We start from the raw sequence: 14,031 nt of genomic DNA, 5'->3' as shown, positions 1-14,031 counted from the left end.
CCGTATGAGTGATCACGGGCTGAGTCCGCCGGTCTCCGGTTACTCTCGTTGCAGAGTGGGCCCCAAAAGGAGGAGCCATGGCCGTGATGCAGCAGGAACTGACCCTGGGTGAGGCTGCCGACCAGCTTGCCCGTGCACTGCCTGGCCACCGCGTGGAGATTCTCCAGGGGAGGCTCACTGTGACACCGCCGCCGGATGGCTCGCACGCTCTGTCGCTCACGAAGCTGGGCAGGGCTTTCGACCGCGCGGGACTCGTTGAGGCGGGGTACGAGTACGTCCAGGGCGTCGGGCTCCGGCTGCCCACGTTGCCCGAGGACTTCGCGATCCCTGACTTCTCGATCGTCGACAAGGACTTCCGCGACGCCCATGTCACGAAGAACTGCTACGCCCCGAGCGTCTTCCGCATGGTCGTGGAAGTGACGTCGTCCAACTGGTCCGACGACCTTCATGTCAAGGTCGAGTGCTATGCCCAGGCCGGTATCCCCGCCTACCTCATCGCCGACCGCAAACACGACGAGGTCCTGCTCTACACCGACCCCGCCGACGGCAAGTACTCCGACCCCGTCCGTTACAAGCGAGGCCAGACCGTCCCCGTCCCCGAATCCGTCGGCGTCTCCCTCGAACTCTCCGTCGACACCCTCCTCGACGGCGACGACTAGCGAAGCCCGAACCGGCCCAGATAGTCCATGAGCCCGACTTCCCGGCTCCCGGCCCAGCCCACATAGCCGTCCGGCCGCACCAGGAACAGGCCCGTCCCGTACGACTTCTGCGCGGCGCCACGGACCACCTCGACCGAGCCGGGCAGCTCCGGCGCCGCCACCCCGACCGCGAGCAGCGTCCAGTGCGGACCCCGGAAGGCGTCGAAGAGGCGTACGCCGTCCAGCCTTCCGTCCGGCGCGCGGTCGCCCGCCCGCACGGCCCCCGGCACCACCCGGGTCTCCTCCGTCAGGGTCGACTCCCGGTACCCGAGGCCCAGCTGACGCGTCGCCTTCCCGCGTCGCACCTCACCGCGGTGCACGCTCGTCGACAGTCCGAGCATGTCCGCCGCGATGGGGCGCCGTTCCTCCTCGTACGTCTCCAGCAGTGCCTCGTCCACCCCGTCCCGCAGGACCGCGCCCAGCTTCCAGCCCAGGTTGTAGGCGTCCTGCACGCTGGTGTTGAGCCCCTGCCCGCCGGCCGGTGAGTGGATGTGCGCGGCGTCGCCGGCGAGGAACACCCGCCCGTCGCGGAACCGGTCCGCCAGGGCCGCCCGTGGCCGGAAGTCCGAGGCCCAGCGCACCTCGGTCACGTCCTGGGGCGCCAGATGCGAGCGCGCGGCGACGACCTTGCGCACACCCTCCAGGGAGAGGTCCACCGCAGAGCCCTCCGGGAACTGGGCCGTGACCTGGAAGTCCTCGGTGCCCGCGAGGGGGCAGATCGCCAGGAAGCCGTCGCCCTCGCCGCGGGGCGGGAAGATGTGCCAGTTGTCGCGGTCCAGGCCGGTGATCCTCACGTCCGCCACCAGGGTCGGCTTCGGGTCGACTCTCTCGCCCGTCATGCCGATGCCCAGGGCCCGCCGCACGGCCGAACGGCCGCCGTCGGCGGCGACGACGTACCGGGCGCGCACGCTCGGGCCCACCGCGAAGCGGACCGTCACCCCGTCCTCGTCCTGCTCGATCCCGACCGCCTCCCGGCCGAAGGCGACCCTCCCGCCGAGCTCTTGGAGCCGCGCGAAAAGGATCCGCTGCGTCCGCCACTGCGGGACCATCCACGGTTCGTCGTACGGGGAGTCCTCCGTCGCCTCGGACGGATCGAACATCCGGTGCTCGCCCACCCGCTGTCCGTCCTGCCAGATCATCCCGACCGGGTAGCCGCCGCCCGCCGCATGGATCGCGTCGAGGACGCCCAGGTCGTCGAAGACCTCCATCGTGCGCGGCTGGATCCCCTTGCCGCGCGAGCCAGGGAACAGTTCCGCGGCCCGCTCCACGACCAGCGCGTCCACGCCGCGCCGGGCGAGGTCGATGGCCTGCGTGAGCCCGGTCGGGCCCGCGCCCACGATCAGCACGTCCGTGGACATAACGTCTTCGTTCATGTCATTCCCCCTTAACGTTGTTAAGTTCCTTCGGGCACGAGAGTGCCCTTAACGTCGTTAAGCTGTCAAGCGTGACTACCGAACGACGAACGCCGCTCGACCGCAGGCGCGTCGCGGACGCCGCCCTCGCGCTGCTGAACGAGGTCGGCCTGGACGGTCTGACCCTGCGCGCCATCGCCAAGGAGCTCGACGTCAAGGCACCGGCCCTGTACTGGCACTTCAAGGACAAGCAGGCGCTGCTCGACGAGATGGCCACCGAGATGTACCGCCGCATGATCGCCGGGACGCCCCTCGACCCCGGCGACACCTGGCAGGAGCGGCTGCTCAAGGCCAACCGCGGACTGCGCGCGGCGCTGCTCGGCTACCGCGACGGGGCCAAGGTCTTCAGCGGCTCACGCTTCACGGGCATGGTGCACGCCGAGCAGATGGAGGACACCCTGCGCGTCTTCACCGCCGCGGGCTTCTCACTGGCCCACGCGGTCCGCGCGACCTCGACGACGTACCTCTACACCCTCGGCTTCGTCACCGAGGAGCAGGGCGTCGAGCCACTGCCGGGCGAGCGTCGCGAGGGCTACGACATCGACGAGCGCGCCCGACGGATGGCCGACTTCCCCTTGTCGGCCCAAGCGGGCGCGGAGATCTTCGCCGACTTCGAACGGCACTTCGAGGAGGGGCTGGCCCTGGTGATCGCCGGGATCGAGGCGCGGTACGGAAAGTGAGGCGGACGCCGGGCGCCCCGGAAAAGGAGGGAGGGCCGTTACTTTTCGTTCACCTGATGGCCGCCGAGGGGACAATGTCCGGCGTCGAACGTCTCCTACGGTCGCAGGGATCCGCCCCGGAGAGAGCCCAGGTGTACGCGTGACCAACCCCCCGACACTGTCCGTGATCGTCCCTTGCTACAACATCGAGTCGTACGTACCCGAGACGGTGACCAGCCTGGTCAACAACGAACGGGACGACTTCGAGTTCATCTTCGTCGAGGACCGGTCCACCAAGGACAAGACGTACGAAGCGCTGCTGACGCTGACGAAGAGACTCAAGAACAGCAGGGTGATACGGCACGAGAAGAACGGCGGACTGGCCACCGCGCGCAACACCGGCATCGACGCCTCGGAAGGCCGCTACCTCACCTTCCTCGACGGCGACGACTGGCTGGCCCCGGGCTATCTCGCGGATCTGACGAACGCCATCGAGCGGCTCGACGTCGACTTCGTACGCACCGACCACGTCCAGGTCACCGGAATCGAACGGACCGTGCACCGCGCCCCCGAGGGCCGCCGGCACACCCCGCTCGATCCGCGCACCTCGATCCTCCCCGTCGACGACACCACCATGGTCGACTACCCCTACGCCTGGGCCGGCATCTACCACCGCCGCCTCCTCGACCAGGGCATGCTGCGCTTCCACGACGGACTGAAGACCGCCGAGGACCGCCCCTGGATCTGGGACCTGCACCGCAGGGCCGACTCCTACGCCGTCGCCAGCCTGCGCGGCGTCTTCTACCGCCGGGGCGTCGCCAGCTCGCTCACCCAGATCGGCGACGTCCGCCAGCTGGACTTCTTCCGCTCCTTCGATCTGGTCCTCGGCGAACTCGCCGACGACCCCGAGGTGGGCAAGCTGCGCAAGAAGGCGCTGCGCAACTACTGCGTCGTCATCGCCCACCAACTGCTCAGCCGCGGCCGATTCGAACGCAGCATCGCCGCCCGCCTGAAGCAGATGGCCGCCGAGGCGCTGGGCAGGATGTCGGAGGACGAACTGGAGGAAGCCCTGGTCGGGATGGGCGAGGAGCGCGTGTACATGCTGCGCCGGATACGGGGCGGCATGAAGGGAGTGGCGGCATGATCCAGATCTTCTTCTCGGCCACGCAGTACGCGGCCGCGACCGTCACCGCCGCCATACGGGCCGGCCAGTTCGGCCCGCGCGAGGGCGTCCGCCGCATCCTCGTCGTCAGCAACACCGCCGCCGTCCCCGAGGTCGGCACCCCCCTGGACCGGATGGCCGGCTTCGAGAAGCTGCGCCCCGAGTTCGACGAGGTGCGCTCCTGGAACGACTTCATCTCCCCGCACCACCCGGCCGGCTGGTCCCCCCGGGGCCAGGACACCCTGCTGTGGGAGAAGGCCGTACGCCTCGCCTGGAACCTGGGCGACCAACCCGTCGAGATAGCCTGTGAGTCGATCCAGGCCAACCCCTCCCGCGCGGTCGCGGACATCTTCGCGGACAGCCCGATCCATGTGTACGCGGACGGCCTGATGAGCTACGGCCCCACCCGCAACCGCATCCCGCACGGCATGAGCAGCCGCATCAAGCGCGTTCTGCACCTGGATCTGGTGCCGGGCCTCACGCCCATGCTGCTGGCCGAGTACGGCGTGACCCCGGAGGCCGTCCCCAACGACGCGATCGTCGACGTCCTCGCCCAGATCGGCGAGTCCGGCGCCGGCATCCTCGCCGAGCGCCTCCCGGCCGACAACCCGCCCACCGCCGTCCTGCTCGGCCAGTACCTCTCGGCCATCGAGCTGATCAGCCAGGACGAGGAGGAGGAGCTGCACATCCGCTTCCTCCGCGCCGCCGCCCGCGCCGGTCACCGGGACGTCCTGTTCAAGCCGCACCCGAGCGCGCCCGCCGTCTTCAACGAGTCCCTTGAAGCGGTGGCGAAGGAACTCGACGTCCAGCTCACGGTGCTGAACGAGCCCGTTCTTGCCGAGACCGTCTTCGCCTATCTGAAGCCGAAGCTCGTCATCGGCTGCTTCTCGACGGCACTGATGACCGCCGCCGCCTTCTACGGCATCCCGGTCGCCCGCGTCGGCACGGATCTGCTCCTCGAACGCATCACGCCGTACGAGAACAGCAACCGCATCCCGCTGACCATCATCGACGCGGCCCTGCCCGACGCCGAGAACGCCGAGCTTGGCTCCCCGCTCGAACTCGCCGGGATGGCCGAGGGCCTGGCCCCGCTGGTGCGCAGCGTCGGTTTCTGTATGCAGTCCCGCAAGCACCACGCCCTGCGCGCCGAGGTCACCGCCTGGCTCGGCGCCAACCTGGACCGGTACCAGCGCTACTTCAAGCGCCGCCGCCTCACCAGCCTTCGCCTGCCCGGCGGCAGCCCGGTCCGCGCCGAGGCGCTGCGCCGGCACCCGGCGGTCCGCAGGGCCGTGCGGCAGCTGCGGCAGACGACGCGGAAGTAACGAGCGGCACAGCAAAAGCGGTTGGGGCGCCCCGGTTCACGGGGCGCCCCAACCGCTTTCCGGCTTCAGAACCGTACGGCCGGCAGTGCTCGCTTCAGCTTCGGCCCGAACGGCTTCTCCACGAACCGGTGCATCAGCCAGGCGAGCCCCAGCAGGCTCAGTATGGACAGGGCCAACGTCTCGTAGGAGCCCAGCCCGAGCCCCCGGTGCAGCACCCGGATGAAGAACCAGCCCAGGTGCTCGTGGATCAGATAGAAGGGGTACGTCAGTGCCCCGGCTATGGTCAGCCAGTTCCAGTTGGCCCAGCTCGTCCAGCCCAGCGCCACCACCGCGACGGCGGCGAACGCGCAGAACACGATGGCCTGGATGACCAGCGGGTTGCGGTGGAACTCGCCCTGCGCGCCCGGGTGCCACAGCGCCATCACCGAGTAGCGCTGGCCCAGCAGGAAGGACATGCCGACGATCCCCCACAGCAGCAGGTCGCTGCCGAACCGGTGGATCAGGTAGAGGGCCAGGCCGCCGATGAAGAACGGGGCGTGGTCGCGCATCACCAGCTCGTCGGTCAGCGGGTTGTCGGCGACCCGGGCGAAGGCACTGGCCAGCGTCCACAGGATGCAGAAGGTGACGACCCTCTTGTAGGAGACGCCCTTCCAGATCACGAACAGGGCGAAGAGCACGTAGAACTTCAGCTCCACCCAGAGCGTCCAGCACACGCCCAGGACCCGCGGCACACCCAGCGGTTGCTGCATCATCGTGAGGTTGACCAGGAACTCGTCCGGGCGGACCGGGTGGACGACGACCGGCAGCAGCACCGCGGCGCCGGTGACCATGACGATGGCCACCCAGTACGCCGGGTAGAGGCGGGAGATCCGGGAGCGGAAGAAGTCGCCGAGGCTGCGGCCCCAGCTGCTCATGCAGATCACGAACCCGCTGATGACGAAGAAGAACTGGACACCCAGGCTGCCGTAGGTCGAGAACTGCGACAGCGTCGGGAACATCTCCCCGGGGGACTGGCGCCAGGAATTGGCGACCTCGCCGTTCTTGCCGCTGAAGTGATACAGGCAGACCATGAGCGCGGCCACCAGCCGCAGTCCGTCCAGGGCGCGCAGCCGACTCGCAGACCGGGGCCGCACGGGAGGCCGCTCGGCGAGGACCTGGTTCAGCCGGGGTGCCGCCGGCACCGGCGGTGCCGTGGCCTGGTCAGCCGCGCTCATCCTGGGGCCCTTCTCCTGGGAGTCTCGAGGTGCGTTCAGTCGTACGTGATGGACGGTGCCATTTCATACGACGACCGAACGCTATGTCCCTCGGACGGGTGAAAGGTGAGTGACGGCTGACGCTCAGGGAGCGCAGAGATGTCACACGGATGAACGACCACCCCTTCTTGGTTACTTTCGGCCGGCCACCTGCTTCAGCGCACGGGCCCGCCGAGCCAGTCGGCGCACGGTGGCGTTGCGCGGGATGAAGGAGAGCTGGGCCGGCACGGCTCCGGGCAGGGCCAGTGCGGTCAGGCGCTTGCGCTTGAAGTAGCGCCAGGTGTGCGGGTTCAGATGCTTGGAGAGGTAGGCCTCGGCCGCGGCGCGCAGCCCCGGGTAGATCTTCGGCTGCATCGCGAAGCCGACCGCCGCAAGCAGCGCGGCCAGTTCGTCCACCCGCTCGCGCGGGGGCATCGTCCAGCCGTTCACCGCGGACGCGTCCGCGATGTCCGGCAGCAGCGCGTCGACGATGGTCAGCGGCACCCGGTTGCTGTTCTGGTACGGCGTGAGCCGGGCCAGCACGGCGTCGGTGCCGACCCGCGCGACCGGGAGGCCGTAGAGACCCGCGGCGGTGAACAGCGCGGTGGAGAAGCAGCCGACGACGAGGGCGGGCCGCAGCCGCTGGAAGGCGACCTCGGCGAGCACGGGACGGTCCAGCAGGGTGAGCTCGGCGCCCAGCTTCGTCGCCTCGTCCTCCAGCAGCTTCGACCAGCGGGCCGGTGCGACGGGGTGCGGCTTGAACACCAGCTTGCGGTGGCCGAGTCCGACGGCGCCGCGCACCATGTTCAGGTGCAGGTCCTCCTCCTCGGCGTCGGTGAGGATGCCGAGCGCGGAGAGGTACTGGCCGAGCAGCAGCGCCGGCGGTTCGCCCCCGGACGGAGCGGGCAGCGCGACCTCCGCCTCGGTGAGCTCGCCGAGCACCTTGAGGAACACCTCGGACGGCACCAGTTCGGACGGCACGCCGAACTCGGTGAGCAGCAGCGGGGTGAGGCCCGGGACGAGATCGAGATGCAGCAGCCGGCCGACACGGGTGCCGACCAGCGGGTCGATCTTGTCGCGCGTGGGGCCATAGCTTATGAGGCCGTCCGCGTAGACCTCGACCGGGGCGCCGGTGAACAGCTGGCACAGCGCGAGCGCCGGATTGACCTGGACGGACTCCACGGCCAGCTGGATCTCGTCGTCGCCGAGGTTCCACAGCAGCCGTACGTACCGCTCCCACATGGGGATGTCGTCCGCGCGGGGGGACCAACCGCTCGGGTGGAACGGGGAGATGGTCGCGTTCCAGGACAGCACCTCGTCGAAGCGGCCGCGCAGCAGGTCGAAGCCCGGCATCGCGTCCACGGACGGGGTGATCTCGGGGTTGGTCGCGTTGTTGGTGACCAGCAGCAGCCGGCGGTCGGCCGGTTCGAAGAGCCCGGCGTCCAGGGCGGCGGCGAGCGTCGCGGCGCCGTACAGCGTCGAGGCGCAGAAGATCTGGGTCGTGCGAGGCATCAGGCGGCCACCGTCCGGGCCCCGACCGCCCTGCGGCGCACCCGCCGCAGCCGGGCAGCGCGCTGCGCGTCCATCGAGTCCATTACCTCCGCGAGCACGTCCTGCGGCATTCTTTTCAGAGCGGCGGCGCTCATCGAGCGCAGTTTTCGAGCCACGGCGGGTTCGAACCTCTCGATTTGTCCGAGATGATGAGCCATGATCGCGCAGTAGGTGCGCACGGCTTTCGGAAGCAGTTTATCTGCTTCCGGGTCACGCGCCGTTTCCTCGATTACCTGGTCGAACGCGCGAATGAAATCGAGTTGTCGAACATCACCGATCTGGGTGAGTGAAGACGCCACTCCGCGCCGGTAGTAGACACCGAGCAGTCCCACCGCCGCGAAGGATTCCGCCTCCCGGTGCAGTTTCCAGATCCACGGCCGGTCCTCGGCGGTGCGCAGCCCATGGGTGAACTGCAGGATTCCGCGGTCGACCAGACGGCGGTGGTAGATGCCCGCCCATGCGTACGCGTAGTCCACGGACGTCGAGCGGTCGGCGGGCAGGATCGCCTCGCGCGGGTTCATGACCGTCCAGCGCCGGCCGTGCGGCACCCGGTGGATGCTGCGCGCCCGCCCGGTGGACTGCACATGGTCGGTGCGTACGAAGTCGCACCCCAACTCCTGGATGGCGGACAGCAGCTGCGGGAAGTAGCCCGGAGCGAGCCAGTCGTCGCCGTCCAGGAACGTCAGGTACTCGCCGCGCGCCTTTTCGATTCCGGTGTTCCGCGCGGTGGCCAGCCCTCCGTTCTGCTCGTGTCTGACGAGCACGGCGCCCGGCAACTCGCGCTCCGCACGCGCGAGGATGTCCGGTGTCCCGTCCGTCGAGCAGTCGTCGACGAGGATGAATTCGAAGTCCTCACGTGTGTTCGCACGCAGGCTCTTCAGGGTGTCTGGCGCGTATTGCTGCACGTTGTAGAACGGCACGATGACGGAGAGCTTGACCACGTGAGGGACGTTAGGGGTCGGTCCGGCATCCGTCTTTACTCGCAGCTTGATGTCAGGTGAACGACACGTGGCGATGCAGTGAACCAGGCTTCTTTTCAACGACTTCAGGCCTCGCTTCGTCGTTAGTCGATGTGCTGTTAACCGTTTGTTGCATTCTGGTTGGTGAGAACCTTGAAATCGCTTCCTAGCGTCAACGACGTGCCAGCAAGTGCGATGAAGACCCGACGAGTGGCCGTACTGGCGGATTCCGACACCCGGTGGAAATGGGGCGCGCTCACCGCGAACCGTATCGCTCCGGAGGATTCGGACATCCGTCTGGACGGTTACCTCCTGCGTGGCCGGGCCACCCCGACCGCCCGTCAGCTCCAGGAAGTCGGCGTGCGCGCCGACTCCCTCAGCGAGGTCACCGGTGTCGAGTTCCTGCGCGCCATGGCGAAGGAGCAGTACGACGTCCTGGTGCTCGCCCTCGTGGGCGGCGGCGTACAGGCCATGCTGCACGGCCTGAAGCGGGTGTGGGAAGGCCGCACCGACCGGCCCGTCGTCGTCACCGGCTACGTCGGCGTCGTCTACGAGAAACTCGCCGACGGCCTGCTGCTGCGGCACGGCGCGGACCTCGTCCTCGCCAACTCCCGGCAGGACGCCGAGCGCTTCCGCGCGGTGTACGAGGGGGTCGGCGCCGACTCCTCCTCGGTGACCGAGGTCGCCCTGCCCTTCCTCGGCGGGGAGCCCTACACCGGCGAGCACGACCCGTACACGGTCGTCTTCGCGGCCCAGCCCTCCGTGCCGGACAGCCGCAAGGACCGTACGTACCTGCTGAACCGCCTCATCCAGCACGCCCGCAAGCACCCCGAGCGCGAGGTGCTGCTCAAACTGCGGTCCAAGCCGGGCGAGCACACCACGCACATCGAGGAACTGCCGTACCAGAAGCTGGTCCAGCGGCTCGAACCGCCGGCCAACTTCGCACTGGTGTACGGCAACATGGGCGAGGTCCTCGACCGCACCGACCTGATGGTCACCATCAGTTCCACGGCGGCGCTGGAGTCGCTGCACCGCCGTATCCCCACCGTCGTCCTCACCGACCTGGGCGTGCGCGAGACGCTCGGCAACCACCACTTCGTGGGCTCCGGCTGCCTTGCCTCCTGGGACCAACTGGACGAGGGACACCGGCCGGTGCCCGACGAGGAGTGGGTCTCCCGGCAGGGCGTGTGCGCCGACGGCTCGTACGCCACCGCCTTCGACCCGGCCCGTGAGCGCATCGCCAAGCTGCTGGAGCGGCCCGGCGGACTGCCCGCCCTCACGCCGTACTACACGCCGGCCACCGCGCCCGGCTATCTGCCCGGCATCCTCGCCCGCCATCACCTCGGCCCGGACGGCAGCCCGCTGCCCGGCGCCCCCGCCCATGACAAGGACCCCGGCCCGGTCCGCCAGATAGTGCGCCGGGCGGCCCGCGGCGCCTACCGGCACGGCGTGCAGCGCGTGGCGCCCGTCATCCGGCGGATGGGGGAGCTGTGAGCGACCAGACGACCGATACGGGGACCGGGGCGCCGGGACGCGCCCCGAAGTCCCTGCAAGGAGCCCAAGGAGTGGAGCCCATGTCCAACTCGGAAGCAGGCCAAGGCACTTCGGTGCCACGGGTGCTCGCCGTGATTCCCGCGCGCGGCGGCTCCAAGGGCGTGCCCGCGAAGAACCTGATGCCCGTCGGCGGTGTGCCGCTCGTGGCCCGCGCGGTGCGCGAGTGCCGGGCCAGCCGGCTGGTGACCGACGTCGTCGTCTCCACCGACGACCAGGGCATCGCGGCCGCCGCCCGGCAGGCCGGCGCCGAGGTCGTGCTGCGCCCCGCCGCCATCGCCGGTGACACCGCCACCTCCGAGGCGGCCGTGCTGCACGCGATGGACGCGCACGAGACGCTGCACGGCGCGAAGGTGGACGTGGTCCTGCTGGTGCAGTGCACGAGCCCGTTCATCATCCGCGAGGACATCGACGCCGTGGTCAAGGCGATCGTCGCCAACGGCGCCGACACCTCCCTGACCGTCGCGCCCTTCCACGGCTTCGTGTGGCGCCACGGCGACGACGACGCGGCCGCCGCCGAGAACGAGCGCGCGGCCACCACCGGCGGCTACGGCGTCAACCACGACAAGTCCTTCCGCCCGCGCCGCCAGGACCGCCCCCAGGACTTCCTGGAGACCGGCGCCGCCTACGCGATGGCCGCCGGCGGCTTCCGCGAGCACAAGCACCGCTTCTTCGGCCGTACGGAACTCGTACGCACCGACCCCGCCCGGGTCCTGGAGATCGACGATCCCCACGACCTGGCCCGCGCCCGGGCGCTGGCTCCGCTGTTCGACGCGGACCGTCCCGGCGCCCTCCCGACCACGGACGACATCGACGCGGTCGTACTGGACTTCGACGGCACCCAGACCGACGACAGGGTGCTGATCGATGCCGATGGAAAGGAGTTCGTCTCCGTGCACCGCGGAGACGGACTCGGCATCGCGGCCCTGCGCAAGAGCGGGCTGAAGATGCTGATCCTCTCCACGGAGCAGAACCCGGTCGTCGCCGCCCGCGCGCGGAAGCTGCAGATTCCCGTGCTGCACGGCATCGACCGCAAGGACCTCGCCCTCAAGCAGTGGTGCGAGGAGCAGGGCATCGCGCCTGAGCGCGTGCTCTACGTCGGCAACGACGTCAACGACCTCCCGTGCTTCGCCCTCGTGGGCTGGCCCGTGGCGGTCGCGAGCGCCCACGACGTCGTGCGCGGCGCCGCACGCGCGGTCACGGCCACACCCGGCGGTGACGGCGCGATCCGAGAGATCGCCAGCTGGATCCTCGGCCCCTCTCTCGACTCCCTCACCAAGTAAGGACATCTCAGCCATGAGCACCTACTCCCGCCTCCGCAACTTCGGCGCCCGCGAGGTCGGCCCCGGCAAGCCCGTCTACATCTGCGGCGAGATCGGCATCAACCACAACGGTGAGCTGGAGAACGCCTTCAAGCTCATCGACGTGGCCGCCGAGGCCGGCTGTGACGCCGTCAAGTTCCAGAAGCGCACCCCGGAGATCTGCACCCCGCGCGACCAGTGGGACATCGAGCGCGACACCCCCTGGGGCCGGATGACCTACATCGACTACCGCCACCGGGTGGAGTTCGGTGAGGTCGAGTACCGCCAGATCGACGAGTACTGCAAGGAGAAGGGGATCGCCTGGTTCGCCTCCCCGTGGGACACCGAGGCCGTCGCCTTCCTGGAGAAGTTCGACGTCCCGGCCCACAAGGTCGCGTCCGCGTCCCTGACCGACGACGAGCTCCTGCGCGCGCTCCGCGCCACGGGCCGCGCGGTGATCCTGTCCACCGGCATGTCGACCCCGAAGCAGATCCGCCACGCGGTCGAGGTCCTCGGCTCGGACAACATCCTGATGTGCCACGCCACCTCGACGTACCCCGCCAAGGCCGAGGAGCTCAACCTCCGCGCGATCAACACGCTGGAGAAGGAGTTCCCGAACGTCCCGATCGGCTACTCCGGCCACGAGACGGGCCTGCAGACGACGCTGGCGGCGGTCGCGCTGGGCGCGGTGTTCGTCGAGCGCCACATCACCCTCGACCGCGCGATGTGGGGTTCGGACCAGGCCGCCTCGGTCGAGCCGCAGGGCCTGACCCGCCTCGTCCGCGACATCCGCACCATCGAGGAGTCCCTCGGTGACGGCGTCAAGAAGGTCTACGACTCCGAGCTCGGCCCGATGAAGAAGCTGCGCCGCGTCGCCGGTGTCGTCGCCGAGGCCGAGATCGCCGCGGCCGCGGGCGAGCCGGTTCAGGTCTGACCCGAACGCACCGAGTTCCAGTAGTGCGCCGAGTCCGAGTGCCCCGTTCCGCGGGCGCTCGGACTCGGCGCCCCTCAGTGCTCCGTCCACACGAGCTGAATACGAGCGCCGCATGAGCGCCTTACGACGGGTAGGTCGTACGTCGATGAGCCCCCGAGCCGGGAACACCGGCCCCCACACTCTCGCCTTCGTCGAGAGCCCGGTACAGCTCCTCAACGTGCTGGAGTGGGCACACGCCCGCGAGCACACCCTCGGCGCGGGACTCACCCTCGTCGTCCTCTCCCCGATCGACCCCATGACCCGCGGCCAGCTGCGCCGGATGGCCGAGCTGGCGCGCGAGGACGGGCACGAGGTGCGCTGGGAGGAGGCGCGGGGCGGCGCGGCCGCGCCCTTCCACACCATCGGGGGCCTGACCGGCCGGCTCCGCAGGGCCGATCGGGTGGTCCTGGGCGACCCGTTCTCCCGCTATGTGCAGTTGCTGCTGACCATCACTCGCGCCCGCGACCTCGTCGTCGTCGACGACGGCACCGCGACCATGGAGTTCGTCACCCAGCTCGCCCGCGGTGAGCGCCTGGTGCGCTGGCACCGCAAGGGCGGCCGCCCGGGCCCCCGCGACCTGGTCTTCGCCCCCGTCTCCTCCGCCGCGCGCAAGCGGCTCACGCCGAGCGAGCGCCGCCGGGTCGAGATCTTCTCCTCGATGCCGATGGACGTGACGCCCGAGGGCGTGACCGTCACCGCCAACACCTTCGCCTGGACCCGCGACCGTTTCGGGCCGCCCCGTATCACCAAGGGCGCGGACATGGTCGGCACATCCCTCGTCGAGACCGGCGTGGTCGACGGCGACCGCTATCTGGAGGCGGTCCGCTCGCTGGCCAAGGCGCACGGCGCCACCCGCTACTTCGCCCACCGCCGCGAGAGCGCGGAGAAGCTGCACCGGCTCGCGGTGGAGACCGGCCTGGAGATCGTGCGCCCCGACCTCCCGCTGGAGCTGATCGCCCGCCGCGGCCCCATCGGCCGCACGATACTGAGCTTCCCGTCGACCGTCGTGCACACCTTGCCGCTGGCCCTGACCGGCACGGACGTACGCGTCGCGGTGTGCGACATCGACCCGGCCTGGCTCACGGAGAACGCCTCACCACGCGCACAGGGCTTCCTGTCCGGGGTGACGGGGACGGCGCGGGATGTGCACCGACTCCAGGCGGTGGGTCCGGTCCAGCCGGCCTAGCGGCCTCATTCGGGAGATCGCCCGC

General features: G+C 69.7%; 12 protein-coding genes. 8 read left to right on the top strand and 4 right to left on the bottom strand.

Annotated features, from left to right (window positions below; genetic code table 11):
• The first annotated feature begins 77 nt into the window (after window positions 1–77).
• Entirely contained in the window at window positions 78–659 is a 582-nt protein-coding gene (locus ACFPQ9_RS15690; protein ID WP_380853083.1) for a Uma2 family endonuclease, read from the top strand.
• Here the strand turns inward: ACFPQ9_RS15690 and ACFPQ9_RS15685 are convergent.
• Window positions 656–2,056 (bottom strand): FAD-dependent oxidoreductase, encoded by a 1,401-nt coding sequence (locus tag ACFPQ9_RS15685; RefSeq protein ID WP_380853914.1) that lies wholly within the window; start codon window positions 2,054–2,056, stop codon window positions 656–658. The two genes, ACFPQ9_RS15690 and ACFPQ9_RS15685, sit on opposite strands and share 4 nt — an antisense overlap.
• 86 nt (window positions 2,057–2,142) lie before the next feature.
• Here ACFPQ9_RS15685 and ACFPQ9_RS15680 point away from each other — a divergent pair, with 86 nt between their 5' ends.
• From ACFPQ9_RS15680 to ACFPQ9_RS15670, 3 genes are all read left to right on the top strand, one after another.
• Window positions 2,143–2,790: a TetR/AcrR family transcriptional regulator gene (locus ACFPQ9_RS15680; RefSeq protein ID WP_380853081.1), complete on the top strand. Its 648-nt coding sequence runs from the start codon at window positions 2,143–2,145 to the stop codon at window positions 2,788–2,790.
• 139 nt (window positions 2,791–2,929) lie between these two features.
• A complete protein-coding gene (locus ACFPQ9_RS15675) occupies window positions 2,930–3,913 on the top strand; it encodes a glycosyltransferase family 2 protein (RefSeq protein ID WP_380853079.1) in 984 nt (327 codons plus the stop codon).
• Window positions 3,910–5,253 (top strand): alpha-2,8-polysialyltransferase family protein, encoded by a 1,344-nt coding sequence (locus tag ACFPQ9_RS15670; protein WP_380853077.1) that lies wholly within the window; start codon window positions 3,910–3,912, stop codon window positions 5,251–5,253. The genes ACFPQ9_RS15675 and ACFPQ9_RS15670 overlap by 4 nt, the downstream gene beginning before the upstream one ends.
• Window positions 5,254–5,318: 65 nt before the next feature.
• Here the strand turns inward: ACFPQ9_RS15670 and ACFPQ9_RS15665 are convergent, their stop codons facing one another.
• From ACFPQ9_RS15665 to ACFPQ9_RS15655, 3 genes are all read right to left on the bottom strand, one after another.
• On the bottom strand, window positions 5,319–6,467 hold the full coding sequence (locus ACFPQ9_RS15665) for an acyltransferase family protein (protein WP_380853075.1): 1,149 nt from the start codon (window positions 6,465–6,467) through the stop codon (window positions 5,319–5,321).
• Window positions 6,468–6,638: 171 nt separating this feature from the next.
• Complete coding sequence (locus ACFPQ9_RS15660) at window positions 6,639–7,997, bottom strand: polysialyltransferase family glycosyltransferase (RefSeq protein WP_380853073.1); 1,359 nt, start codon at window positions 7,995–7,997, stop codon at window positions 6,639–6,641.
• Window positions 7,997–8,977 (bottom strand): glycosyltransferase family 2 protein, encoded by a 981-nt coding sequence (locus ACFPQ9_RS15655; RefSeq protein WP_380853071.1) that lies wholly within the window; start codon window positions 8,975–8,977, stop codon window positions 7,997–7,999. Before ACFPQ9_RS15655 ends, ACFPQ9_RS15660 begins: the two co-directional genes overlap by 1 nt.
• Window positions 8,978–9,175: 198 nt before the next feature.
• Here ACFPQ9_RS15655 and ACFPQ9_RS15650 point away from each other — a divergent pair, with 198 nt between their 5' ends.
• From ACFPQ9_RS15650 to ACFPQ9_RS15635, 4 genes are all read left to right on the top strand, one after another.
• Window positions 9,176–10,489 (top strand): DUF6716 putative glycosyltransferase, encoded by a 1,314-nt coding sequence (locus ACFPQ9_RS15650; protein WP_380853069.1) that lies wholly within the window; start codon window positions 9,176–9,178, stop codon window positions 10,487–10,489.
• An 80-nt stretch (window positions 10,490–10,569) separates the two neighbouring features.
• On the top strand, window positions 10,570–11,829 hold the full coding sequence (locus tag ACFPQ9_RS15645; protein WP_380853067.1) for a cytidylyltransferase domain-containing protein: 1,260 nt from the start codon (window positions 10,570–10,572) through the stop codon (window positions 11,827–11,829).
• 13 nt (window positions 11,830–11,842) lie between these two features.
• Window positions 11,843–12,781: an N-acetylneuraminate synthase family protein gene (locus tag ACFPQ9_RS15640; protein WP_380853065.1), complete on the top strand. Its 939-nt coding sequence runs from the start codon at window positions 11,843–11,845 to the stop codon at window positions 12,779–12,781.
• A 145-nt stretch (window positions 12,782–12,926) separates the two neighbouring features.
• On the top strand, window positions 12,927–14,006 hold the full coding sequence (locus ACFPQ9_RS15635) for a hypothetical protein (protein ID WP_380853913.1): 1,080 nt from the start codon (window positions 12,927–12,929) through the stop codon (window positions 14,004–14,006).
• Window positions 14,007–14,031 lie beyond the last annotated feature (25 nt).

It is taken from the genome of Streptomyces coerulescens (assembly GCF_042657965.1).
Classification (GTDB): Bacteria; Actinomycetota; Actinomycetes; order Streptomycetales; family Streptomycetaceae; genus Streptomyces; species Streptomyces coerulescens.
The sequence above is the reverse complement of the archived record's forward strand: the minus strand, read 5'-3'. Positions and strand labels throughout refer to the sequence as shown.

Excerpts from the sequence above, each read along its gene's own strand:
- ACFPQ9_RS15665 (WP_380853075.1), bottom strand. The coding sequence starts at position 6,467 with ATGAGCGCGGCTGACCAGGCCACGGCACCGCCGGTGCCGGCGGCACCC.
- ACFPQ9_RS15685 (WP_380853914.1), bottom strand. The coding sequence starts at position 2,056 with ATGTCCACGGACGTGCTGATCGTGGGCGCGGGCCCGACCGGGCTCACG.
- ACFPQ9_RS15645 (WP_380853067.1), top strand. The coding sequence starts at position 10,570 with ATGTCCAACTCGGAAGCAGGCCAAGGCACTTCGGTGCCACGGGTGCTC.
- ACFPQ9_RS15635 (WP_380853913.1), top strand. The coding sequence starts at position 12,927 with ATGAGCCCCCGAGCCGGGAACACCGGCCCCCACACTCTCGCCTTCGTC.
- ACFPQ9_RS15690 (WP_380853083.1), top strand. The coding sequence starts at position 78 with ATGGCCGTGATGCAGCAGGAACTGACCCTGGGTGAGGCTGCCGACCAG.
- ACFPQ9_RS15660 (WP_380853073.1), bottom strand. The coding sequence starts at position 7,997 with ATGCCTCGCACGACCCAGATCTTCTGCGCCTCGACGCTGTACGGCGCC.
- ACFPQ9_RS15670 (WP_380853077.1), top strand. The coding sequence starts at position 3,910 with ATGATCCAGATCTTCTTCTCGGCCACGCAGTACGCGGCCGCGACCGTC.
- ACFPQ9_RS15640 (WP_380853065.1), top strand. The coding sequence starts at position 11,843 with ATGAGCACCTACTCCCGCCTCCGCAACTTCGGCGCCCGCGAGGTCGGC.